The 22,498-nt window shown below is 49.6% G+C and carries 22 protein-coding genes and 1 pseudogene; 16 read left to right on the plus strand and 7 right to left on the minus strand.

Going from position 1 to position 22,498, the window contains the following annotated elements:
• Positions 1–21: 21 nt before the first annotated feature.
• Both HNQ56_RS02820 and HNQ56_RS02825 read right to left on the minus strand, forming a co-directional pair.
• Positions 22–171: pseudogene (locus HNQ56_RS02820) on the minus strand (ATP-binding cassette domain-containing protein); the annotation flags it as partial.
• Positions 172–228: 57 nt separating this feature from the next.
• The gene (locus HNQ56_RS02825; RefSeq protein ID WP_429142559.1) at positions 229–819 is read right to left on the minus strand and encodes a TetR/AcrR family transcriptional regulator; all 591 of its coding nucleotides are present in this window, start codon (positions 817–819) and stop codon (positions 229–231) included.
• Positions 820–1,250: 431 nt separating this feature from the next.
• Between HNQ56_RS02825 and HNQ56_RS02830 the strand changes: the two genes are divergently transcribed.
• The 11 genes from HNQ56_RS02830 to HNQ56_RS02880 all read left to right on the plus strand — a co-directional run bounded on the left by HNQ56_RS02830 (position 1,251) and on the right by HNQ56_RS02880 (position 11,959).
• The gene (locus HNQ56_RS02830; RefSeq protein WP_429142562.1) at positions 1,251–2,165 is read left to right on the plus strand and encodes an ABC transporter permease; all 915 of its coding nucleotides are present in this window, start codon (positions 1,251–1,253) and stop codon (positions 2,163–2,165) included.
• A gap of 23 nt (positions 2,166–2,188) precedes the next feature.
• Entirely contained in the window at positions 2,189–3,124 is a 936-nt protein-coding gene (locus HNQ56_RS02835) for a carbohydrate ABC transporter permease (protein ID WP_429142565.1), read from the plus strand.
• Positions 3,125–3,193: 69 nt separating this feature from the next.
• Entirely contained in the window at positions 3,194–4,729 is a 1,536-nt protein-coding gene (locus HNQ56_RS02840; RefSeq protein WP_429142568.1) for a DUF3502 domain-containing protein, read from the plus strand.
• 252 nt (positions 4,730–4,981) lie between these two features.
• Positions 4,982–5,128 carry a hypothetical protein gene (locus HNQ56_RS02845; protein WP_429142571.1) on the plus strand — a complete coding sequence of 49 codons (147 nt, stop codon included), beginning with the start codon at positions 4,982–4,984 and terminating at the stop codon, positions 5,126–5,128.
• The gene (gene tsaA, locus HNQ56_RS02850) at positions 5,125–5,946 is read left to right on the plus strand and encodes a tRNA (N6-threonylcarbamoyladenosine(37)-N6)-methyltransferase TrmO (protein WP_429142574.1); all 822 of its coding nucleotides are present in this window, start codon (positions 5,125–5,127) and stop codon (positions 5,944–5,946) included. The genes HNQ56_RS02845 and tsaA overlap by 4 nt, the downstream gene beginning before the upstream one ends.
• On the plus strand, positions 5,891–6,097 hold the full coding sequence (locus tag HNQ56_RS02855) for a (2Fe-2S)-binding protein (RefSeq protein WP_429142577.1): 207 nt from the start codon (positions 5,891–5,893) through the stop codon (positions 6,095–6,097). The genes tsaA and HNQ56_RS02855 overlap by 56 nt, the downstream gene beginning before the upstream one ends.
• A gap of 164 nt (positions 6,098–6,261) precedes the next feature.
• On the plus strand, positions 6,262–7,395 hold the full coding sequence (locus HNQ56_RS02860; protein WP_429142580.1) for an SGNH/GDSL hydrolase family protein: 1,134 nt from the start codon (positions 6,262–6,264) through the stop codon (positions 7,393–7,395).
• Positions 7,396–7,418: 23 nt separating this feature from the next.
• A complete protein-coding gene (locus tag HNQ56_RS02865) occupies positions 7,419–7,631 on the plus strand; it encodes a hypothetical protein (protein ID WP_429142583.1) in 213 nt (70 codons plus the stop codon).
• 69 nt (positions 7,632–7,700) lie between these two features.
• Positions 7,701–8,333, plus strand: coding sequence for a TetR/AcrR family transcriptional regulator (locus HNQ56_RS02870; RefSeq protein WP_429142586.1), 633 nt, complete (start codon positions 7,701–7,703; stop codon positions 8,331–8,333).
• A gap of 126 nt (positions 8,334–8,459) precedes the next feature.
• Positions 8,460–10,211, plus strand: coding sequence for an ABC transporter ATP-binding protein (locus HNQ56_RS02875; protein WP_429142590.1), 1,752 nt, complete (start codon positions 8,460–8,462; stop codon positions 10,209–10,211).
• Positions 10,208–11,959 (plus strand): ABC transporter ATP-binding protein, encoded by a 1,752-nt coding sequence (locus HNQ56_RS02880; protein WP_429142593.1) that lies wholly within the window; start codon positions 10,208–10,210, stop codon positions 11,957–11,959. Before HNQ56_RS02875 ends, HNQ56_RS02880 begins: the two co-directional genes overlap by 4 nt.
• 86 nt (positions 11,960–12,045) lie before the next feature.
• Here the strand turns inward: HNQ56_RS02880 and HNQ56_RS02885 are convergent, their stop codons facing one another.
• On the minus strand, positions 12,046–12,540 hold the full coding sequence (locus tag HNQ56_RS02885) for a zinc ribbon domain-containing protein (RefSeq protein ID WP_429142595.1): 495 nt from the start codon (positions 12,538–12,540) through the stop codon (positions 12,046–12,048).
• Between the two features lie 107 nt (positions 12,541–12,647).
• Positions 12,648–13,961, minus strand: coding sequence for a hypothetical protein (locus HNQ56_RS02890; RefSeq protein WP_429142598.1), 1,314 nt, complete (start codon positions 13,959–13,961; stop codon positions 12,648–12,650).
• Positions 13,962–14,175: 214 nt separating this feature from the next.
• Here HNQ56_RS02890 and HNQ56_RS02895 point away from each other — a divergent pair, with 214 nt between their 5' ends.
• The 3 genes from HNQ56_RS02895 (at position 14,176) to HNQ56_RS02905 (ending at position 16,660) form a co-directional block, all read left to right on the plus strand.
• Positions 14,176–14,724 (plus strand): hypothetical protein, encoded by a 549-nt coding sequence (locus tag HNQ56_RS02895; RefSeq protein ID WP_429142601.1) that lies wholly within the window; start codon positions 14,176–14,178, stop codon positions 14,722–14,724.
• A gap of 221 nt (positions 14,725–14,945) precedes the next feature.
• Positions 14,946–15,545: a GMC family oxidoreductase gene (locus tag HNQ56_RS02900; protein ID WP_429142604.1), complete on the plus strand. Its 600-nt coding sequence runs from the start codon at positions 14,946–14,948 to the stop codon at positions 15,543–15,545.
• Entirely contained in the window at positions 15,542–16,660 is a 1,119-nt protein-coding gene (locus HNQ56_RS02905; protein WP_429142607.1) for a GMC oxidoreductase, read from the plus strand. Before HNQ56_RS02900 ends, HNQ56_RS02905 begins: the two co-directional genes overlap by 4 nt.
• A 56-nt stretch (positions 16,661–16,716) precedes the next feature.
• On the opposite strand, the gene HNQ56_RS02910 is transcribed toward HNQ56_RS02905, so the two are convergent.
• The 3 genes from HNQ56_RS02910 to HNQ56_RS02920 form a co-directional block, all read right to left on the minus strand.
• Positions 16,717–17,145 carry a VOC family protein gene (locus HNQ56_RS02910; protein WP_429142610.1) on the minus strand — a complete coding sequence of 143 codons (429 nt, stop codon included), beginning with the start codon at positions 17,143–17,145 and terminating at the stop codon, positions 16,717–16,719.
• Positions 17,146–17,246: 101 nt separating this feature from the next.
• A complete protein-coding gene (locus HNQ56_RS02915; RefSeq protein ID WP_429142613.1) occupies positions 17,247–17,720 on the minus strand; it encodes a hypothetical protein in 474 nt (157 codons plus the stop codon).
• Positions 17,721–17,723: 3 nt separating this feature from the next.
• Entirely contained in the window at positions 17,724–18,269 is a 546-nt protein-coding gene (locus HNQ56_RS02920; protein WP_429142616.1) for a PadR family transcriptional regulator, read from the minus strand.
• A 457-nt stretch (positions 18,270–18,726) separates the two neighbouring features.
• Between HNQ56_RS02920 and HNQ56_RS02925 the strand changes: the two genes are divergently transcribed.
• Both HNQ56_RS02925 and HNQ56_RS02930 read left to right on the plus strand, forming a co-directional pair.
• Complete coding sequence (locus tag HNQ56_RS02925; RefSeq protein ID WP_429142620.1) at positions 18,727–19,683, plus strand: helix-turn-helix domain-containing protein; 957 nt, start codon at positions 18,727–18,729, stop codon at positions 19,681–19,683.
• 177 nt (positions 19,684–19,860) lie between these two features.
• Entirely contained in the window at positions 19,861–22,422 is a 2,562-nt protein-coding gene (locus HNQ56_RS02930) for a glycoside hydrolase family 2 TIM barrel-domain containing protein (RefSeq protein WP_429142623.1), read from the plus strand.
• Positions 22,423–22,498 lie beyond the last annotated feature (76 nt).

The raw sequence follows: 22,498 nt of genomic DNA on the forward strand, positions 1-22,498 counted from the left end.
CCTCCATAAAAATATCATTCAAAGTCCCGTAAGTATCTTTTGCAGTGTTGTTTTCCCTGCACCGGAGGGGCCTAAGAAACCAAATATTTCTCCTTTTTTAACATGAAAATTCATATCTGTAATGAAGGGTTTTTTTGAATAGCTAAATGTTAGATTTTTGACGGTTAGCATGATCTTCTCCTTAAATGACTAAGACGTTATTTTTGGTCATTAAAACGGTAAATTTTTTTAATTCAACATTTGTAATACTAAACCTCTGATCGTAAGCTTTAAAGCTTCATTAAAATATTCTTCGCCTGCCTCGCGTTTATAAATCATGCTGATAAACAGGTTTCTGAAAGCAGCCGCAAAATAATCAGTGTTGATTTTATCAGTACATGAAACCATTCCTACAATATCTTTAATCATTGTACTATCATGTAAAAAATGAGCCTGCATAACCTCCTGCGGCAGTTTGCGGTAAAGCAGTTCAATTTCTCCGGTTGTCAGAAGACGCAATAAGCCTGTTTCATCTATTGCTTTAAAAAAGCCATATATTATTTCGGTCAGGCTTTCAGCTGTTATATGCTGTTGCAAGGCTTTGATTTCATCCAGCAGCTGCTTTTCTATGGTTTCATGCTGCTCTAATAATACCTCAAACAATAATATTTCTTTTGCTTCATAGAACAAGTAAAAAGTACCCTTGGGGATTTGTACACGCTCCACCAGCTGATCTACCGTAGTGCGTCTAATCCCAAAAGTTGAAAGGCAATATGCGGCTTCTTCTTTCAGTCTTTTTTTGATATATGCTCGTTCATTATCTGAATATATTTTAGGCAATTCTATCCCTCTTTTTGACTAGTTTGTTTTGTATAGTCATTATAGCGTTTATGAAAGCTTTTGTCAACAACTCCTCTTTGCTGTTGGTGCCCTCTGAACTGTAATACGATGCCTTATGTGTTTTTTTGTAGTATAATTACGAAAACGTTTACATTTATCAAGCGATCATAAAAACCTAGCTTATCTAATGAATTCAATATGATGGAATATTTTATCAAAAAAAGTGCTTGCATTTATTTACGAAAAGGTTTAAGATAAGTATTGTTGAAATTATTCAAAAAGCATGTTTTTTGTCTTAAATAGAAAATAAATATTACTATTAATATAAGTTATAATTGTAATAACAAACATATATATTGACATAAAGTAAAATAAAATGTACAATGTGCTTAATGACTTTAATAGAAAACGATTAAGCTGGAGGAGAGAGGATGAAAGAGTTTTGGCGCAACACATGGAAGCATAGGGCGCATCTTATTATGTGCATTCCGGTGATTCTTGTACTGTTTTTATTCAGCTATATGCCTATGGCCGGGTTGGTAATGGCCTTCAAGAAGTTTGATTATGGTGCGGGTATCTGGAAGAGTCCCTGGGTCGGACTGAATAATTTTAAGTTTCTGCTGGCTTCGGGAAAGACATTCTGGAGGATGACCTCCAACACATTATCTTATTATGCGGTATTTACCATTCTGGGCACCCTGCTGAATATTGCGGTTGCCATCGGGATTGACCAGCTTGTGTTCAAGCGCATGGGGAAGGCCTTTCAGAGCATCATGATCATACCCGTATTCATTTCCTATGCTGCGGTTCAATTTATTGTATACGCATTCTTCAGTAACAACGGTATGGTCAATAATATTATGCAGATGTTCGGAGCGGATGCGGTCCGCTGGTATACCAACCCGAAGCACTGGCCGATGATATTAACCATTGTTAAGATGTGGAACAGTGTGGGCTACGGTTCGGTTCTGTATATGTCGGTCCTGGCCGGTATCGACCAGGAGATGTATGAGGCGGCACAGATTGACGGTGCCAACAAGAGAAGGCAGATCTATCACATAACCCTGCCTTGCCTGGTTCCTATGATCACCATTATGCTTCTGCTCAGCGTCGGAGGTATCATGCGTTCGGAGACCGGTCTGTTCTATCAGGTGACCAGGAACAGCGGTATTATATATTCGACCACCCAGGTTATCGATTCTTATGTTCTGAATGCGCTTCTGACCACGCCAGATTATGGCTTCACCGCAGCCGCAACCTTCTATCAGTCCATTGTAGGCCTGGCGCTGATCCTGGTGGCCAATGGCATTGTGAGAAAAGCCGCACCGGAGAATTCTTTGTTCTAAGCTTATAAACTGGAGGAGTGAATATGAATAATTTAGCGGCGGCGCCGGGAAGCGTCATGAGGAAGAAGAGAAGAAAGGGAAAGGGAATCAGCCAGTATATATTGGCGGCAGTTCTTGGACTATACACATTGTTCTGCCTGTTACCCATTGTACTGGTCTTTGTAATTGCATTTACGGATGATAAGAGCATTGCATCCAACGGCTTCAGCTATTTTCCGGAGAAGCTTTCTCTCAGGGGCTTTGAATATGTTTTGAAATACGGACGACAGCTTTTTGTATCCTATGGAGTTACCGTCTCCATCACTGTGGCAGGAACCTTCCTGGGTCTGCTGATTATGAGCTTATTTGCCTTTGCGGTCAGCAGGAAGGATTTCCGGTTAAGAAGGCTGCTGGCGCTGTATTTGATGATACCCATGCTTTTCTCGGGAGGTCAGCTGGCCAGCTATCTGATCTTTACCTCGGTATATCACATGAAGGACAGCATATGGCTGCTGATCCTGCCGCTGACGGTTTCCACCATGAATGTGATTATCCTGCGGACGTACATACAGACCAGCATTCCCGATGAACTGACGGACTCCGCCCGCATCGACGGAGCAGGTGAATTCAGAACCTTTTTCCAGATTATCCTGCCGCTGATGAAACCGGTGCTTGCCTCCGTGGGCTTTATGATGGCAACGGCCTTTTGGAATGACTGGCAGCATGCCCTGCTCTATATCGAAAGCTCCAGCAAGATGCCCCTGCAGCTTCTGCTGGTAAAAATCCAGAAAAATATTGAGTTCCTTCTCAATAATAAAAATATATCGGGTGCGGCCCTGATTGCAGTGCAGCAGGGAATACCGGAATATTCGGCCACTATGGCAACCGTACTGACGGTAATCGGGCCCATCATCATAGCATATCCGTTTTTCCAGAAATATTTTATTAAGGGCCTTACCGTAGGTTCTGTAAAGGGGTGATATTCATGATGCCGCAAGCCTCTGCTTCAGGCATCTTGAAATATAATTTTTATAAGGGAGGATATAAATATGTTAAGAACTAAGAAATGGGGAAAAACGTTACTGGCGCTGGTTCTGGCGGTTGCAATGCTTGCAGCAGCAGGATGCGGTGCGAAAGAAGGGGGAGATGACGCAAAGCCCGCGGATTCTACAAAGACATCTACGGATGACAAGGGTTCTGCGGCAGATGGCGAGATGGTGACAATCACCTTATACAGGCCGTCCTTCAACATTGCAACCCCGGATGCGACGGAGCTGAAGAAGGTTCAGGACGCGATCAATGCCTATATCGGTGACAAGATCAATGTACAGCTTGAGATCTATGATATCGGCAGCGGGGAATATTCGGATAAGTGCAATCTTGCCCTGGCCGGAAGCGAAGTGGATCTCTTCTTCACAGCCAACTGGATGCAGACCATCAAAACAGACGATGTTGTAAAGCAGAATGCTGTTTATGATTTGACGGAGCTGCTTCCGAAGTATGGTATTTACACAGCAATTCCTGAATGGGTGTGGGGAGCATCATCCTTTGACGGAAAGAACTATTTCATCCCTTGCTACAAGGAGTCGGCAGAAGGCTATAATCTCATGTTCCGCAAGGATCTGGTGGATAAGTACGGCTGGGATTTATCAAAGGTGAAGTTCCTGCCGGATATCGAGCCCATGCTGGCGGACTGCAAGGCAGAAGGCTTGAAATACCCTTACCTGACACAGAAGACAGCCATGTTCCACAGGTATTATCTGGACAAATTTGATTTCTTCAGTCAGGATACCTTTATAGCAGTTGACAAGGATAAGGATGAGGTTGTCAGCACCGTTACTACAAAAGAATTCAAGGAATTTGCAACCTTAATGGGAGATTGGGCGCAGAAGGGTTATTTAAGTGAAGACGATCTGACCAAGACAACCACGGATACCACCATCCAGACTGCTGACTGGGGTATCTCCTGGTGGACGGATGTGCCGAATAATGATGAGGCGGATACCCGTTACAGCCGTGAAGTGGAGATGGCAAGAGTTACAAAGAACTGGATACAATCCAACACCACGCTGGGTTCCTGCTATGCCATCAGTAAGAGCGCCACAGAGGAAGAGGCGATTGCTGCTCTGAAGTTCTTAAGCCTGCTTTATACGGATACGGCTCTTGCGGACCTCTACACCTTTGGTATCGAAGGAACGGATTATATCAGAGAAAACGGTACGGTAACCAAGACGGATGCAGGTTTGTATAATCACAGTGCATGGGAGTCCACCTCTGTAACTGTTCTGTCCCTGGAGACCAATGAGCCTGCCAATAAGGTGGAGCTGTATAAGCAATTCAATGACAATGCGGTAAGCTCTATCGCAGCCGGCTTCCGGTTCCAGTCCGCTCCGGTAGATGCGGAATATGCAGCCTGCGTTCAGGTGTTTAATGAGTTTGGCTTTGCCCTTCAGAACGGCGGATATGCACCGGCGGATGTTGACAAGGCAATCAGTGATTATCAGGCAGCTCTTGATGATGCAGGATTCCAGAAGCTTCTTGCAGAGGCACAGAAGCAGTATGATGAATGGAAGAAGGTTAGATAAAGGGCAGCAAAGGGAAAGTCTGAGAGAATAATTCTGTATTTGGAATAAAAGAGGTACTGGGGTAGATCCTGGGGTGTGCGGTATAATTGGGCAGAAGGAGGCGGAGTCTTCTTCCAGACAGTTTGCAGCATGCCCCAGGATTGTTTTGTTGGCGGGGGGGTGATTGGGGGTAGGCTGTGAGATGGATAGGGAGACAATCCTATTCACCGCATTAGTATACGAAAGCTTTTTATCAGGCGATCTTATTATGGAATGGCCTGCAGTCTTAGTCTGGAGAAGTGCGGGGAAGGAGTTGATGTAAATCTGGACAGAATAGCAGCAATGGGCTACAATATAGGGAAAGAACGTTACAGACTGATCTATAAGGAAAGAACAGGAAGGGAATATTTTGGTTTATGATGGAGCGTAGGGAAGATGAGAAAGATCAACAGGAACTGCAGGAGCTGCGGATAATTGCCAGGATTCATACGGACTTTTCTACTAAATTCGGGATTCCACGCCAGAGCGGGATCGTAAAGGAGTTGAAGGCTGTTATTGTATTTGAGCCGGAGTACCGGAAGCCGGAGGCTCTGCAGGGGCTGGAGGGTTTTTCCTATATCTGGCTGATCTGGGGGTTCTCAAAGAATATGCAGGATACCTGGTCGCCCCTGGTTCGCCCGCCGAGGCTGGGCGGAACGAAGCGCATGGGGGTATTTGCAACCAGATCTCCCTTCCGGCCCAATCCCATTGGTCTGTCTTCTGTTCAGCTGGATAAGATAGAGCGCGGCACGGAATGCGGGCCGCTTCTTCATATATCGGGTGCGGATCTGGCGGATGGCACCCCGATCTATGATATTAAGCCGTATCTTCCCTATACGGACAGTCACCCGGAGGCCTCCGGGGGATTTGCCGATCCGGTGAGGGACTATGGGCTGAAGGTGGTGTTCCCCGAAGAATGGCGCGGCTGTATTCCCGAAGACCGGCAGGAGGCGCTTATGGGGGTGCTGGCCCATGATCCGAGACCGGCCTACCAGAATGATCCCAACAGGATCTATGGCTTTGAATTCTGCGGTAAGGATGTGAGATTTACCGTGGAAGACGGGGTGCTGACGGTGTATGAAATTGTAGAAATACAAGGAGGAGGGGATAAGAATGGACGAAGAAAGCCGGAATACCGAAATTATGGACAAGATGACAAAGGTGTGCATCTGCAAGGGGATTCCCAGGTCGAGAATTAAGGAAGCGATTCGGAATGGCGCAACTACCTTGCAGGAGGTGAGAAAGACAACCGGAGCGGGAAGCGGTCCCTGCGGCGGAAGACGGTGCACCCCTAAGATTTTGGAGCTGCTGGAGACAATGTCCCGGGTGTCAGGCACCGAGAAAGAGTAATAACCGACAGATTTGTTTGTGCAATAAATAATACAATAGCCTTAGATTTAATGATATCGTTGGCTCGGGCCCCAAGGTTAGGGAGGAAGAAGTAAGGTCTCTCACAGGATCAGTAGTTTCATGAGAGTATAAAAATAAAAGAAGGAAAAAAGGGGAGTGTTTTCATGAGTATACCGGACGGATTCAGTGCAAATAAGGGCCTCAAAGAGTACGCTGTATCAGAAATAAAGAATATGAAAGTTCATGGCAGAACGGCAAGGAACCGACAGCCTGTTACTTTGTTCTGGACCGGAAGCGCGCTGGAGTTCAATGCGAAGGGTTCCGAGCTCTGGATTGAAGCGGAAGCAGGCTATGGGGTTTATGAACCCTGGATCAGCATTTTGATTAACGGGCAGAGAATCAGCCGCCAGATGGTGACTGCCGGACGGCATTGGATCTGCATCTTTCGGGGAATGAATCCGGAGACAGAAAAGAATGTACGTATCATTAAGGATTCACAGGCCATGAATGGCGATCCGGATTGCAGGCTGCAATTCCATGCCCTGCGCTTTGACGGTGAATTCCTGCCGGTAGCAGAGAAGCCCTGCCGGATAGAATTTGTCGGAGACAGCATCACCTCCGGTGAAGGAGGTATTGGGGCGAAGCAGGAAGAGGACTGGATTCCCATGTGGTTCGATGCGGTGGAGAATTATGCCGCTCTGACAGCACGGGAGCTGGATGCGGATTACCGGGTCATATCCCAGAGCGGATGGGGAGTGCTGACCTCCTGGGATAACAATCCCCATTATAATATTCCAGGTATCTATGAAAAGGTATGCGGTGTCCTGGAAGGGAAGAGCAACGAGGCTCTTGGAGCTTTGCAGGATCATGATTTCTCCGGCTGGCAGCCGGATATCGTGGTGGTGAATCTGGGGACCAATGACAGCAGCGCATTCTATAACTCTCAGTGGACGGACGAAGCCGCAGGTGAGACGCACAAACAGCGACTGAACGAGGATGGAAGTTATAACGAAGAGGATTTGAAAGCATTTGAAACGGCAGTGCAGCGCTTCCTGGCGAAGCTTCGGAGATATAATCCCAACTCCCGGATTGTATGGGCTTACGGCATGATGGGAACTCCTCTGCTTCCGGCAATCTGCCGCGCAGCTGAGGAATACAAGAGGGAGACAGGAGATGACCGGGTATCTGTCTTCCGGCTGCCCGAGACCACGGAGGAGACCATAGGCGCCAGGTGGCACCCGGGCAAAGCCTCCCATGCGTTGGCAGCCAGGGCATTGGTAGACTATTTGGGTGCCTGACACCATGATAGGAGGATGTTTCTATGGAGAAGAAAGAGAACCCAATATTCAAAGATACTCTAACACCAGAAGAGCAAGCAAAGCAAGACGCTTTATTAAGAAAGAAAGGGACGGAAACATCTAAAATTCAAACGATACTTGATGCTGCCGATGCTGTTACAACTATTATTGATATGATTGCTGCTGCGGTGTCAGGCACCGAAAAAAATGTGAAATGCTTGACACTCATTATATAATCTGCTAGACTGATAATCAAATTATCGATAATATATTTATCGGTATATTTTGGAGGTGAAAACAAATAGATGTCCAGACCAGACCGCTCCATTGACCCGCGTATTCTGGAAAGTGCAAAGAAGGAATTTCTTGCCCATGGGTTTGAAAAAGCTTCATTACAAGCGATTTGTGAAGAAGCCGGGGTTACTACGGGTGCGCTGTACAAACGGTATAAGGGGAAGGAAGATTTGTTCTGTGCCGTGGTGGCGGATACAGCCAGCGCGTTGGAGGATTTTGTAGAGAAGCGGAGCGTCGTTCAGGCCTGCACCCTATCCGATGGCATGCTGATCAAAGCATGGGAAATGAATGAAAACATGCTGGAATGGTTTCGATTCCTCTATGAATACCATGACGGCTTTGTTCTGCTGATTTCCGGTGCGGGAGGAACCCGGTATGCCAATTTCCAGCACGATTTCGTAGAAGTCATGACCGCCAAGACCTACGAGTATTTTCTTGAGGCCAGGAAGCGCGGGCTGACCCATGCGGAAATCTCTATGGAGGAAATGCATATTCTGCTTTCAGCATTCTGGACCACCATTTATGAACCGTTCATCCACGGTTATACATGGGAGCAGATGGAAGCCCACTGCACGCTGATCTGCGGCATGTTCAACTGGGATCGGGTTCTGGGGTTTGACACGGAAAAGAGGGATTTCTATTAACATAAGAATGGCTCATAAAACGTGTCATTTAATGTTAGCATAAGAGAAGTGGCTTGCCACTTCTTGTTGTTTGCACCTCGGTTAGCAACAACTAACTTATTTTGATTTAGGAAGGAGGGTTTTATTTTGTTCAAAAAGATATTGGGATATGCCGGCGAATACCGCAAGACAACCTATGCGGCTATCGCCGCCATGCTTGCCGGTATTGTCATGCAGGTACTGCCGTTTTGGTTCATTTACCAGATCATCCGGCCTCTGCTGATGCGTGAGACAATGACGGCGGAATATGTGATCTGGCGCATTGCCGCCATTGCGCTCTGTACCGTGCTGTATGCGGTGCTCTACATCTGGGGGCTTTCCCTCTCCCATAATGCGGCGTACCATACGCTGAAAAATCTGCGTGTCTCCCTGCAGAGCAGACTGGAGAAGCTGCCCTTGGGCGTTATTCAGGAGAAGGGTGTGGGAGCGATCAAGAAGATGTTTATCGATGACATTGAAAAAATCGAGCTGCCCCTGGCCCATGCCATACCGGAGGGGATCGCCAATATTGCCGTGCCCGTACTGGTATTCCTGGGCATGTTTCTGGTGGACTGGAAAATGGCTCTTCTGGCTCTGGCTTCCCTGCCCCTGGGGGTGGTTGCCATGATGATGATGTATAAAAGCGGCATGAGCAAGATGGCGGACTACTATGGGGCAGCACAGAAGATGAATCACACCATCGTGGAGTACATCAACGGCATGGAGGTGGTGAAGGTGTTCAACCGGGACGGTGAATCCTATCACCGGTTTGAGCGGGACATCAAAAGCTACCGGGACTTTACACTGGCCTGGTACAAGGTCTGCTGGCCATGGATGGCGGTTTATAACAGCCTGGTGCCCTGCGTGGCGCTCTTTGTCCTGCCGGTGGGTACATACTTTGTCCTGCAGGGGCATTCCACCCTGCCGAATCTGGCGCTGACACTGTGCATGTCCTTTGGCATCAGTGCGCCGCTTCTGCGGGTGATGGGCTTTTTTCCGACCATGGCACAGATTAATTATACCATTTCCAACATGGAGCATATGATGGGCGAAGCACCGCTGAAGCAGTCCCGGAAGCCCTTTGCCGGAAAGGGTCATGGGGTGCGGTTTGAGGATGTACATTTTGCGTACAAGGAAGCCGAGGTGCTCCACGGCGTCACTCTGGATATCCCGGAGGGGAGCCTGACCGCGCTGGTGGGGGAATCGGGCAGCGGAAAAAGCACGCTGGCTAAGCTGCTGGTGCATTTCTACGATGTAAGCAGCGGCGCGGTTAAGATCGGAGGACAGGATATCCGGGATATGAGTCTGGAAGCCCTCAATGACCAGATCTCTTATGTGGCGCAGGAGCAGTTTCTGTTTAACATCAGCCTGTTGGAGAATATCCGGTTGGGGAAGCCGGAGGCAACGGATGAGGAGGCGCTGGCAGCAGCGGAAAAGGCCCAGTGCGGTGAATTCCTGGCCCGGCTGGAGCACGGTATCCACACCATGGCGGGGGACGGCGGCAAACAGCTGTCCGGCGGCGAGCGGCAGCGTATCTCCCTGGCCCGTGCCATCCTGAAAAACGCGCCCATCGTGGTGCTTGATGAAGCAACTGCATTTATGGACCCGGAGAATGAAGAGAAGATGAATGAGGCCATTGCCCAGATCATCCGGGGGAAAACCGTCATTGTCATCGCCCACAGGCTTCACTCCATCCTCCATGCGGATCAGATCTGTGTTATGGAAGCGGGGAACCTGGCTGCCGCGGGAACCCATTCAGAACTCCTTGCAAGCTGTCCGGCTTATGAAAGGCTCTGGCAGGCTGCCGAGGGCAGCGCCCAGTGGATGGTCAGCACGGCGAAAGGGGGAGGGATTTTATGATAGCGTTAATGAGACGGATTTTTACGGCTTCCGGGAAATACAGGGGCAGGATCGCTCTGGCTTTTGTGTTTTCCTTTTTAAAGGGAATATTGAAAAATGCCCCCATCGGCCTGGGTTTTTATGCCCTTGCCTCCTTTTACAATGACGGCAGGGTTACCCAGGAAATATGTCTGGGCATTGGGATTGCGCTGGTGGTCATCCTGTTGCTGCAAATGCTGTTCCAAAACATTTCCAATCAGCTGCAATCGGCGGCGGGCTTCCTGCTCTTTGCCGACAAGCGCATGGAGCTGGGAGCACACCTGCGCAAAATGCCCATGGGTTATTTCACCGAGGGCAATATCGGCAAGATCAGCTCGGTGCTTTCCACCGACATGGTATTCATCGAGGAGAACTGCATGAGTGTGCTGGCCGATATGATGAGCTATCTCTTCTCCCAGGGCATTTTGCTGGTGTTTCTTTTCTTCTTCAACCCGTGGATCGGGCTTGCAGGATTAGGCATTCTTTTGCTGATTATGCCGGCGGGGAGGGGATTGAAGAAGGAGGCCCTTGAGGATTCCGCCGTCCGGCAGGAGCAGCTGGAAAATTTGACGGAAGCTGTTCTGGACTTTACGGAAGGAATTGGGATCATCAAGACTTATAATCTGTTGGGGGAGAAATCAAAGACCCTTACCGGCAGCTTTGAGGAGACCTGCCGCACCAGCCTGGAATTTGAGGAAAATCACACGCCATGGCAGAGAGGGTTGAACCTGATCTATGGTTTCGGTGTGGTTGTGATAACTGCACTTTCCGTATTCCTGTATTTCAAGGGCATGCTGGATGTGACTTATCTGGTGGGAATCATGCTCTTTGTGTTTGACCTGTTCGGTCCCCTTAAGGCGCTGTACGGTCAGAGCGCGCGGCTCACGGTGATGAACAGCTGCATGGACCGCATCGAGGAAGTGTTCGGAGAGCAGGAGCTGCCGGACCTGGGGACGGATACCATTCCCGAAGGCGGCGCCCCGGAGGTGCGGTTCGAGGGAGTCAGCTTTGCGTATGGGGAAAAGGATGTGCTGAGAGAGGTTTCCTTTGACCTGAACAGGAACCAGATGCTTGCCCTGGTCGGTCCCTCCGGCGGAGGAAAATCTACGATCGCCAGTCTTCTGGCCCGCTTCTGGGATGTGAAATCCGGGCGGATTCTGGTGCGGGGCCGGGATATCAGGAAGGTTCCCCTCCGGGAGCTGATGGAGCATATCAGTATGGCGTTCCAGCGGGTATATTTGTTTCAGGACACCATCTATAACAATATCAGCATGGGGAGGCCGGAGGCCAGCCGGGAAGAAGTAATGGAGGCGGCGAAAAAGGCCCGGTGCTATGATTTCATCATGGCGCTGCCCGAAGGCTTTGACACCGTGGTGGGAGAAGGGGGTGCCAGCCTTTCAGGCGGCGAGCAGCAGCGGATTTCCATCGCCCGCTGCATTTTGAAGGATGCGCCCATCGTCATTCTGGACGAAGCCACCGCCAGCGTGGATGCGGATAATGAGAGCTATATCCAGCAGGCCATCAGCGAGCTTTGCAAGGGCAAGACATTGATGGTGATCGCCCATCGGCTGAACACCATCCGTCACGCGGATAAGATATTGGTTATCTCCGGTGGCGGCATTGCCCAGGAGGGAACGCATGAGGAATTGATGCAGAAGGACGGAATCTACAAAAGCTTTGTGACCGCCAGAGAGAACAGTAAGGGCTGGAGCCGTTATTTGGGTGCCTGACACCCATGAAACGAGGGCGAGCTGCAAATTGCAGCCCGCCCTCACTTGCAGGAAGGTGCCTGACACCGTGATAGAATGGCCCGGCCTTAATTATTTGCAGTAATTCGTTTGATATCTGAAACACACTTGCGGGCGGCAACACATGCAATACAATGGCAGACCCTGCCATCTGCAAGCCATTCCTCCTCCCAAGGTGTTCCTGTGAGATCACAATCCTGTCCATCGACAAGTTCGGAGTGCAGAGAAAGAATAGCTGCTGTTTTTTTAGCCTCGTCAAGCCGCAGCCATTGGTTGATGTATTCCAATAACGCTGTACTGAGTAAATTGGGATGTGCGGCTTCTATAGCGGCCAATTTCCGTACATCGGCAATCAACATATCCATGGTTACTTCTTGCTGCAGTGCACCGTTTTCATAACAATGACGGCAATAATCACGATTAAGGCTGCTGTCCTTTTCCGCACCGAAATCCTCCGGTTTGGTCATGGGCATAGCACAGGACTGGCAGAGCGCCGGTGCCTGTCCATGTCCGGCAATTGTCATATCTTCTTGTTTGATATTGGATGGTTGTGATATAGTCATTTTGCTCTCTCCTAACATGAATGAATTTGAAAGCTAATTTTACAACATATAATCTGACAACAGTGGGTCATATTATAAAAAGTAAATGCGATATGGTGTCTGACACCTCATGAGATCAGCAGCTCCAGCATGCGGATATAGTTCTCCTGGGAAGCCGGATCCTGAAGTTCCGGGGAATTGGCCTTTGCCATCTCAAGGAAAGAGACGGATACCGGGAGATACCGCTCCATACGGTTTAAGTAGTCTGCGCTGAAGAACTCCCTGCTTCCGAAGAGTGAGGTCAGAATCAGCAGCTTGCTGCTGGTAAGTATGAAATCTATAAACGTATTATTAATCTGAGCCGGAGGAAGTGAGGGTGCCTCCTGCTGTACAGTGCCGATTCCATGTCCGCTTGCGGGCATGGAATTATTTTGGCCGCAGTAGGATGCCATAATGGTATGAAGATAATTCAGCAGCTTATTGACCAGCCGCTCTGTCTGCTGTGCGGAGGTATCCAGGGTGAACAGGGTCTGATAACCCTTGCCGCTGTCCTCACCGATATCCTGCAGATCATCCGCTAATTGAAGGAAGAAGCCGAAGCCCAGATAGAAATTGCAATCAGCCTGGGTCAGTTCCTTATTTACTAAAAAACGGTCGATTAAAACAGAGACACCTCCCTTGAAAAGGGAGATATCCAGCCGCTGTTCCCCGGTCAGCTTAGCTGTGGGGCTTTGCTGGCGCAGACTGTCTTCCTGAGCCTCCAGCATCATGAGCAGCAGGGTATAGATACGGTCATCCGCCTCGCGGGGGTATTGGGAAATGATTGCCCGGAGAAGCTCACAGGTCTTGTGATGATGGGGATTCTTCGGGCGGACTGTATTTCCCAGGATCGTATCCCGGATTAATTGGTTGTATTCCAGCTTTTCCTCAGGGGAACGCTGGCTGCTGTCGATGTAATTGTCAGTGAAGGGATAGAGCATGCTGTAACCGAAGGCGGCCTTGCAGAAACCGGAAGGAAGGCGGTGGATTAACTTGAACATGGCATATACGGTATAATTGCGGATGCCCTGTCCCAGCTCCTCCAGGCCCAGCTCCGGACAGAAGCGGCGAAATTGCTTCAGAAAGTCCGCCAGCTCCAGATAAAAAGCTTCGATCTCCTTCTGATTCAGAGTGTTATGGATTCCTATCACATTTTCCTGGTACAGGACGCCGAAGATCAGCTTCAGCATTCTCTTCTTCCACCGTTTGCGTCCTATGGGAAGCCTGGGCAGGCGCTTTTTCTGCTGCTGGAATTCCTGGAAAACCTTTTGCAGATAAGCTTCATTCCTCTGCTTCTGTGCAGAAGGGATTTCTGTTAAATGATCGGGAAAAGCATCGCTTGAGACAAGCCATGCTTCTTTGATTAACTCCAAATTCCGTGTTATCTCTTTCCGAATATCCATTCTGCCCTCCGGTCTGATTCGATCTCTCTCCCATGCCCTAAATTACATGGACTAATCTGTTTATTTTGAATATTGTATCATTTTCACCCGTTGAAAGCAAGGAAAACGCCGATAAGATGGAAACTTTGTCCAAGATTTTTTGCACCTTAATCATACATCCTCCATGACAATCATATTAATGTTAAGAAGGTTATGATAAGCAGGTGTATGCCGGATGGAGAACTTTTACATACAGAATACCTTTCGGGCCTTTGCGGAGGCGTTTATTCCCCGGACGCCCAGACTGGCGGAGGAGTATGGACGCATACAATATTACGGAGCGGTTGATTCGGAGACGGATCAATTTCTGATCTACGAGCTGGAGCATTATCCGATCCCGATGGCGCAGCCCGTGGCAGAGCTGCTGAATGCGGCGGCGACCCAGCAGCTGCTGGATGCGGGTTACCCGGGAGTGTGGGATTTTACAGGGTTATCCCAGCCGGAGCAGCTGGAGGTAATCCAGCTGCTGAATCAGCAGATGATAGAGCCGGAGCTGCTTCCGGAGATCTTTCAGAGAAATCCGGATTTAATACCGGTGATCACTGCCACACTGAACAGCCTTATCCTGCTGGGGTATTATTCCGAGTGGTCCGGTTATGGCAGTACGCGGCTATATCCGCCGGAGGAGCGGGTGCTGGAATTTACACCGGTGAGCTGGATGCAGACAGGTTATCCGGGGCCTTCCCCGGGCTACAGGGTATTGCGCCCTTTTATGTTTACCTGATTGTATGATTAAAGCGTCAAAAGGTGCTGCGCACACTTCCAGATACAATATATTGCTATTGCAAGCAAGCTTGCATATCAACATCTTGTATCCGGAAAGCACCTTCGGTCTTTTGACGCTTAAATCATTGTATCCGGTAATGCGGTAATGTGCGCAGCACCTTTTGACGCTTTGATCATAGCGCTACGAAAAACAAATTCCCGAAAGGTATGGTTAGTGGTATGAATGAGAATTATGATGCGGATGTAATTGTAATTGGTGCCGGAGGGGGCGGAGCCGTGGCAGCAAAAGAGCTGGCCGTGAAGGGAGTTAAAGTCCTGGCTCTGGAAGCGGGCCCCTGGTATGGCAACCGGAATTGGCCTGCTCCCAATTCGGAGAGAGGAGCAGTCAGCAGCTCCAGCTATGAGGATCTGAGCGTTGACCTGCTGCACAAGAGTTTTACTGATCTGGAAGAGGACATGAATGATATTGTAACGGGGAAGTTCCGCTGGGGCCCCGCGGACCGGAACAGGCCGCCATGGCTCAGAAAGGGAGGAACCCCGTGGCAGGTCAGCGGAGTGGGAGGAACGACACTTCATTATTTCGCCAATTCTCCCCGTGCCATTCCCCAGGCAATTGATAATCAGTGGCCCATCACCTATTCGGAGCTGGTTCCTTATTATGAGAGGATGGAAGCCCAGCTTCCGGTTCATCCCGCCCCCATCTCTCCGAAGGAAGAGTTGTTTTATTATGGGGCCAAGGGGGCAGGCTTTCAATACAGTGAGGGCCCGAATATCACCCAGCCCTGTTACCGGAGGCAGGTCAATCAATCCTGGAAGTGAATCCGCGGGTCAATGATCCCAATTTCGATCTGCAGAGTAATAATTCGGTAGGCTGTACCTTAAGAGGGCATTGTGTGAATGGGTGCTCTGAGGGGCCTATAGTGGAGGCGGTGGCTAAGAGATCCACGCTGGTCAGCTTGATTCCTCCGGCATTGGCAACCGGCAATGTGCAGATCAGGCCCAATGCCTTTGTCATCCGGATACTGACGGAAGAGGACGGGAACGGGGAGCTTCGCGCCCGGGGAGTGGTTTATCGGGATACCTGGACCGGAGAGCAGACAGAGCTTTACGCCAGGGTGGTTGTCATGGCAGGCGGAGGCGTGGAAACGCCCAGGCTGTGGCTGAATTCGGCGCTTCCGGAGAATCCCTGGGTAGGGAAGGGCTTGACCAATCACTGGTTTGATACCATGAGCGGTATTTTTGACGAAGAGGTACTGTTAAGGACTCTTGGGGTACCGGAGATCAACCCCTTTGCCGGTCAGAATTCTGCTGCAAGAGTGGAGTATCCGGGACTTGGCTCCATTATCACTTATGGCATGAGTCCCGGGGTCTTCGCCATGATTTCCTACGGCAACAGCGGCGGCAAATATGCGGCGCTGAATCCTCCTCCCCCCGGAGCCGCCTGGGATGTGGAAGGAATGGTGGCAGGGGAACAGCTGAAGGAGTTTATGAGAGAGTACCGGCGGACGCTGAGTATGCTGATCTTTACGGATGACCAGGTGGATCAGAGAAATGAAATTGTGGTGGACCCGGAACTGCGGGATGAGCATGGGCCTATTCCGGTGATACGCTATCAGCCCAGTGAAGAGGATGCCAGAAAGAGGGATGAGCTGGCCGGATATGCGGCGGAAATTCTGCGCGCGGCGGGAGCCAGAACCGTCATCCGCTCCAACTGGAGGCCGGATATCTTCATCCATATTATGAGTACCATGCGGATGGGCTTTGTGGTGGATGAAAAATGTGAGGCCTATCAGGTGAAGAGGCTGTATATCGCAGACGGAAGTGTGCTCTTTAACGGTATCGGCGGACCGAATCCCACCCTGACGATCCAAGCACTGGCTGCCCGGACTGCGGATATGATATGGGATAAATATTTCCGCGAGGGGGCCTCGTAAAAGATATCATTCAAAGAGGGTAAAAGCATTCGCTGCTTTTACCCTCTTGCGGCTTTCTATAACAATGCAAAATGAGGACTTTCAAAAACTGATTTCATTTGACATAAGCAAAAAGGGTGTCCGGCGGGATCAAACATAACCCTCCAGTCATTCGAAAACTGCTTCTCTGAGATGGCTGCTCCGCACTGGAGCGCATAGGGAACGGCTTTTTCCAAGTCAGTAACAGCAAAGTCCAGATGTGCCATCTGCTGTTGAGCTCCGGGCTCGTCCGGCCATACAGGCGGTTGATATTCGGGATTGCGTTGAAACAGTATACCGGGATATGACCCCTGATGCGTTCCCGGAGCGCTTACGCATGCCCAGTCTTCATCATGAAACGGTATTTCCCACTTGAGCAGTTCTGCATAGAATTTTGCTAATTCATAAGGGTCTTTGCAATCCATTGTGAAGGAGTACATTTTAATCTTCAATTCATCTTCTATCACGCTGATACCTCCTATCGGTTAATCATAGCACCATTTGCTATTTACTAAATCATACCATATCATGTCCGAAGCGTCTATTTTATTCTATAAGCTTATGAAGCTCATTTCTTGTTCAAGTTATGAATATGCTGCAAATGAATCCCGATGTGGCCGATGCCTAATATTACAGAAGCAGCAATCAGCCAGATCAGCCGCCCGTAGATACCGAGAAGCAGAAATGCCGCAACCGGCAGAGCGGCTCCCGGTGCGGGAACGCAAAGGAAAGATCCGTAGAAATCCTGCAGGGTGTGTCCGCCGCGGAAGTAGCGAATCCAGAAAAGTTCATATAATATCATAAGCAAAGCGGAAGCCAGCAGCCAGAAGGTACGGAGCTCAAAGCTCCGGGGATTGGTATCGCTGAAAAATAAGATACTTACGGTACAAAGCACCTGCCCGGCTTTTTCAAAAAGCAGCAGGGCTTTATTTTCACCGGAGGGGTCGTAGCCGTGGGGTTTGTTCCGGGCCCAGATCACATTCGGGATCACGAGCATGAGCATATAGATGAAACCGATATAGGAAAAGCCAAAGTGTCCCATAGATTAATTTTCCCCCTTCAATAGGTTTTTCGCCTCTTCGCACCAATCCAGGTAAGCCTGGTATACCTTCGCTCCGAATTGCGCGGTGAGAAGGTAATACAGATGTGCTTTATCATCACCGCGGATGCTTTCCAGAGTTTTGACTGCGGATGTCAGATAAGGAAGCTCCGCCTTTGTCTTTGCTTCAAAGTTCTCGATATGTCTTAGTGCCGTCTCCTTCCCGGAGCCATCTGCAAAGAATAATTTCAGCAATGTTTCGTAACGCAGCTCATCTTTTTCTGCGGGAAGCTCCAGCCAGCCCTCCAGGTACCGGCGGCCCTGCTCGGTTATGGTGTATCTTATTTTATTGCGGTCATTCCCGGCGGTGTCGGATTTGGCGGCAAAGCCGCTGGCAACGAGTTCTCTCAAGGTAGGATATATGCTTCCGAAGCTCGCGTGCCAAAAAAATTTCAAGGCAGTGTCTATTCTCTTTTTTATTTCATAACCAGTTAAGTCCTCATGACTTAATAAACCTAAGATAACGCAATCCAGCTTTTTTTCGTTTGCCATTATTTTCGCCGTCCTTCGCATGGTATATTTCAGTGCTTTCCGCCTGCAGCTATCAACACAGGCACCGCATGGAATGCACTCTATGTTTTCAATCTCACCCGGTCCTGCTATCTTGGAAATATTAATACAACCCCGTCTGATCCGGCATTGATAATCAGCGCAGGAGAAAAATAGTAAAGAGTTATTGGGAAAAGAAGCAGGGACAGTATTAATAGCAAGCTGCGGATTTTTTGCCGAATCATATTACCACCTCATATATCAGTCTGATATAATGATTATATATCAGTCTGATATATGAGTCAAGAGAATTCAGAATTATATATTTTATCCTGTCCTTGTTGATTTTGCCGGATGGGAGTATAATACTTCTATCGATTGAGCAAGTTTCGTCATCCTCCTTGATTTAAACCACTTTTCAGGAGGTATTGTAAAATGCGCAGGGGAAAGCGGGTGAAGTATGGAGTTCTATCAATTATCGGGGGACAGTCTGCCCATGGTGCATCTTGTCGATGATGCGGTTGTAGAGCCGCCCTATGTTCACAAGAAACGGAAAGCGGGAGAGTATATCCTGTACTTTGTTAAGCGGGGAGAGATGCATCTGCTGGAGGACGGGGCAGCTTTTACCCTCCTTCCCGGAGATGTGTGCATATTGGATAAGGACCGAACCCATGAGGGAACCAGAGCCTCCAGCTGCGAGTACTTTTATGTACATTTTATGCATTCCGATTTCCGTCTGGCGGAGATGGAAGGAGAGGAGGAGATGGTCAGAAGCCTGATGCAGATGCGTCAGGATGCTCTGAAGAGTGACAGCTCCTCCTACGACCAGTGTAAGAGCAATACCGTCTTCCTGCCCCGGCATTGGAATATCGTTAATACCGGTGACCGGATCAGGATGAGCGAGCTGCTGCAGCAGGCAAAGCAGAATAACTATGATCCTTTGGAGCATTATAAGCTGCTGTGCGCTTGTAAGATACAGCAATTATTTATTGAGATCTCACGTTCCTTTGTGACGGCTGTCATGAATCAATATTACAGCAGCAGGAAGTATGCCGGGGCAGCTCCCCTGCCTGTCTATTATGAGAGGGTTCAGGAAATCCTGGAATGGCTCAACCGGGAATATGCGGCAGAAATCACGGGAGAGCTTCTGGAGAAGAAGTTTGGTAATAATTTTGATTATATGAACCGTATTTTTAAAAGGGTAATGGGGCAGACGATTTTTCAATATCTGACTAAGATAAGGATTCAGTCTGCCAAGAGCCTGCTTCTTCACACTCCGATGCGCATGGGAGCCGTTGGGGAACGGGTGGGATTTCCGGATGAATATTATTTTAACCGGGTATTTAAAAAGCAGGTTGGAGTGCCGCCGGCTACCTATGCGCGAAGGATGGCTGCGGACAGATCCGTTGATTTATAATCTAAAAGTCGCTATTGGATAAAGCAGGTCTAAATTGTCTATTGCTTTTCCCCTCTGCTTTTTTATGATTATGATAGAGCTGCGGTTAAGGCTGCCGACTGCCAAACCGTGTCTTATGCTCAAACAACGACAAGCGTAAACCGGCTTGTCTTACATTTTGAAAACGGAGGTCTTTTTATGGATACGGTGATTAAGGATTTGAATCAGAATTGGAAATTTCATTACGGAGAATGTGAGGAAGCCTGGTACAAGGGCTTTGACGACAGCGCATGGAGGACGGTTATGCTGCCCCATGACTGGTCCGTGGAGCATCCCTTTTCCCGGGAATATTCCAGCGGAACCGGCTATCTGGCCGGGGGCATCGGCTGGTACCGTCTTCGATTCCATTTGCCGGAGGAATACCGCGGCAAAAGCATCCGGGTAGTGTTTGACGGAGTATATAAGAACAGCCAGGTGTGGTGCAACAGCTATTATCTGGGGAAACGCCCCAGCGGCTATACAACCTTTTCCTATGATCTCTCTTCCTTTGCATACTTTGGGGAGGAGGATAATGAGATCAGTGTCAAGGTGACTCATACGGATCTTGCGGACTCCCGGTGGTTTACAGGAAGCGGAATTACCAGGAAGGTAACCCTGGTGATTGAGGAGCCGGTTCATCCTGCGGAGTATGGGATCGTTTTCCGTACCAGGGAGGCCAACGGTCAATCGGCGGCGGTGGAGGTAACCCAGGAAATAATCAATTCCTTGTCCGAAGAGGTTACCCTGGAGATAGAGACCGCTCTGGAGCCGCTTTCGGCGGGTTGGAATAAGAAGCCGGAGAAGCCGGGGGATGCCGGTACGATACTTCGGGGAAGCATTATTCTGGCAGCGGGAGCAGCGGGGAAGCTTACCATGGAGGGCATTGTAGACAAGCCGGATCTGTGGTCGCCAAAAGCTCCGAACCTGTACCGGATGCGTACCTGCTATCGTGTCAAGGGTCCGGTACTCTCTTCCGAAGGGAAGTCAGAAGAAGAGGGAGGGGCGAGCTATCTGGTTCATGAGGATACCGTAGGAATCCGTACCTTCTGCTTTGATCCGGATAAGGGGTTCTTCCTGAATGGGGAGGAGACCAAATTCAAAGGTGTCTGTGTGCATCATGACGGCGGCTGCCTGGGCGCGGCTATGAAGGCGGAGGTATGGCAGAGACGTCTGGAGCTGCTGAAGGAAAGCGGCTGTAATGCCATCCGCTGCAGTCACAATCCCCATATGCCGGAATTATACCGGCTGTGTGACCATATGGGCTTTCTGATGATGGACGAGGCTTTTGACGAGTGGGAGAATGCCAAGAATAAATGGTCCGTGGGACACAATGTATATCCGCCCAGGCATCAGGGATATTTTGAGGATTTCCCCAAATGGCATGAGGAGGATCTGAGGGCAATGGTACGCCGGGACAGGAATCACCCCTCGGTTATCCTGTGGAGTATCGGCAATGAGATTGATTATCCCAATGATCCCTACTGCCATCCCATGTTTGACACGATGACGGGCAACAATGATGCCAACAAGCCCGAGGCAGAGAGACGGTATGACCGTAACAAGCCCAATGCGGAGCGGCTGGCAGTGATCGCAAGAGAGCTGGCAGAGATTGTCCGTTCAGAGGATACCAGCCGCCCGGTGACGCTGGCGGCGGCTTTTCCGGAGCTGTCGGCCAGGATCGGCTTCCTGGACTCTCTTGACGTTGTGGGGTATAATTATAAAGAGCATTTATATGAGGACGATCACAAGAGCTTCCCGGACAAGCCGTTTTTGGGAAGCGAGAACGGGCACAGCTACAGCGCCTGGCTGGCGGTAAAGGATAATCCCTATATCAGCGGGCAGTTTCTGTGGACCGGAATCGATTATCTGGGTGAGGCCGCCGGCTGGCCGGTCCGGGGCTCCAGGGCGGGCTATATCACCTGCGCGGGATTTAAGAAACCGGAATTCTACCGGAGAAAGTCTTTCTGGAGCGGCAGGGATGTACTGCACATTGCTACCCGGAAGGCCGATGGCAGAAGGGAACATTGGATTCCTATGACAGAGTCCTGGAATTACGAAGCAGGGGAAACGATTCTTGTAAAATGTTACACCAATCTGCCGCAGATAAGGCTCTGCCTGAATGGCAGGGAGATCGGCCGGTTCAATCTCTGTCCTGCGGAAAGCGGGAAGCTTTGTTCTTCGGATAAGGAAAAGCTTCTCTCTGCGGATCGTATTAATTCCAGTCCCTCTCTGAGAGCTTTGGAATATAATGAAGACGGGGCCTGTCTGTTCGAAGTACCCTTTGAAGAAGGAGTGCTGACTGCGGAAGGTCTGAATGAAGAAGGAGGCCTGGTTCTGGAGAAGAAATTGGGCAGTACCAAGGCTGCTCAGCAGCTTGACTGCCGGATCTGGAATCAGCCGGATGCCATTACCGGAGACAGCTGGGAGGCGGCTTGCGCACAAACGGGTTATCTGTACCAGCTGCTGTTTGAGCTGCGGGATGAAGACGGCAGAAGCACGGTCTGGGATGACCGGCGCATCAAAGTAACGGTAGCCGGAGCGGGAGAGCTGGCGGGACTGGAGAGCGGTAATCTAAGCGATCTCACCCCCTATACGGATCATGAGCGGAGCACATTTGCCGGCAAACTTGCAGCCTATATCCGAAGAAACGGGGAGGGCAGAATTATTGTGACAGCAGAAGCGGAGGGCTGCCGGGAAGCGGCGGCGGTCACGCTGGAATAGAGAATGAATTACAGAAGAAAGGGAAGGCATCCTATTCTGGCGGGAGAAGGGGTTTCGGCGGAAGAAATGCGATGCG

The sequence above is a fragment of the Anaerotaenia torta genome (genome assembly GCF_050433395.1).
GTDB classification, from domain to species: Bacteria; Bacillota; Clostridia; order Lachnospirales; family Lachnospiraceae; genus Mobilitalea; species Mobilitalea torta.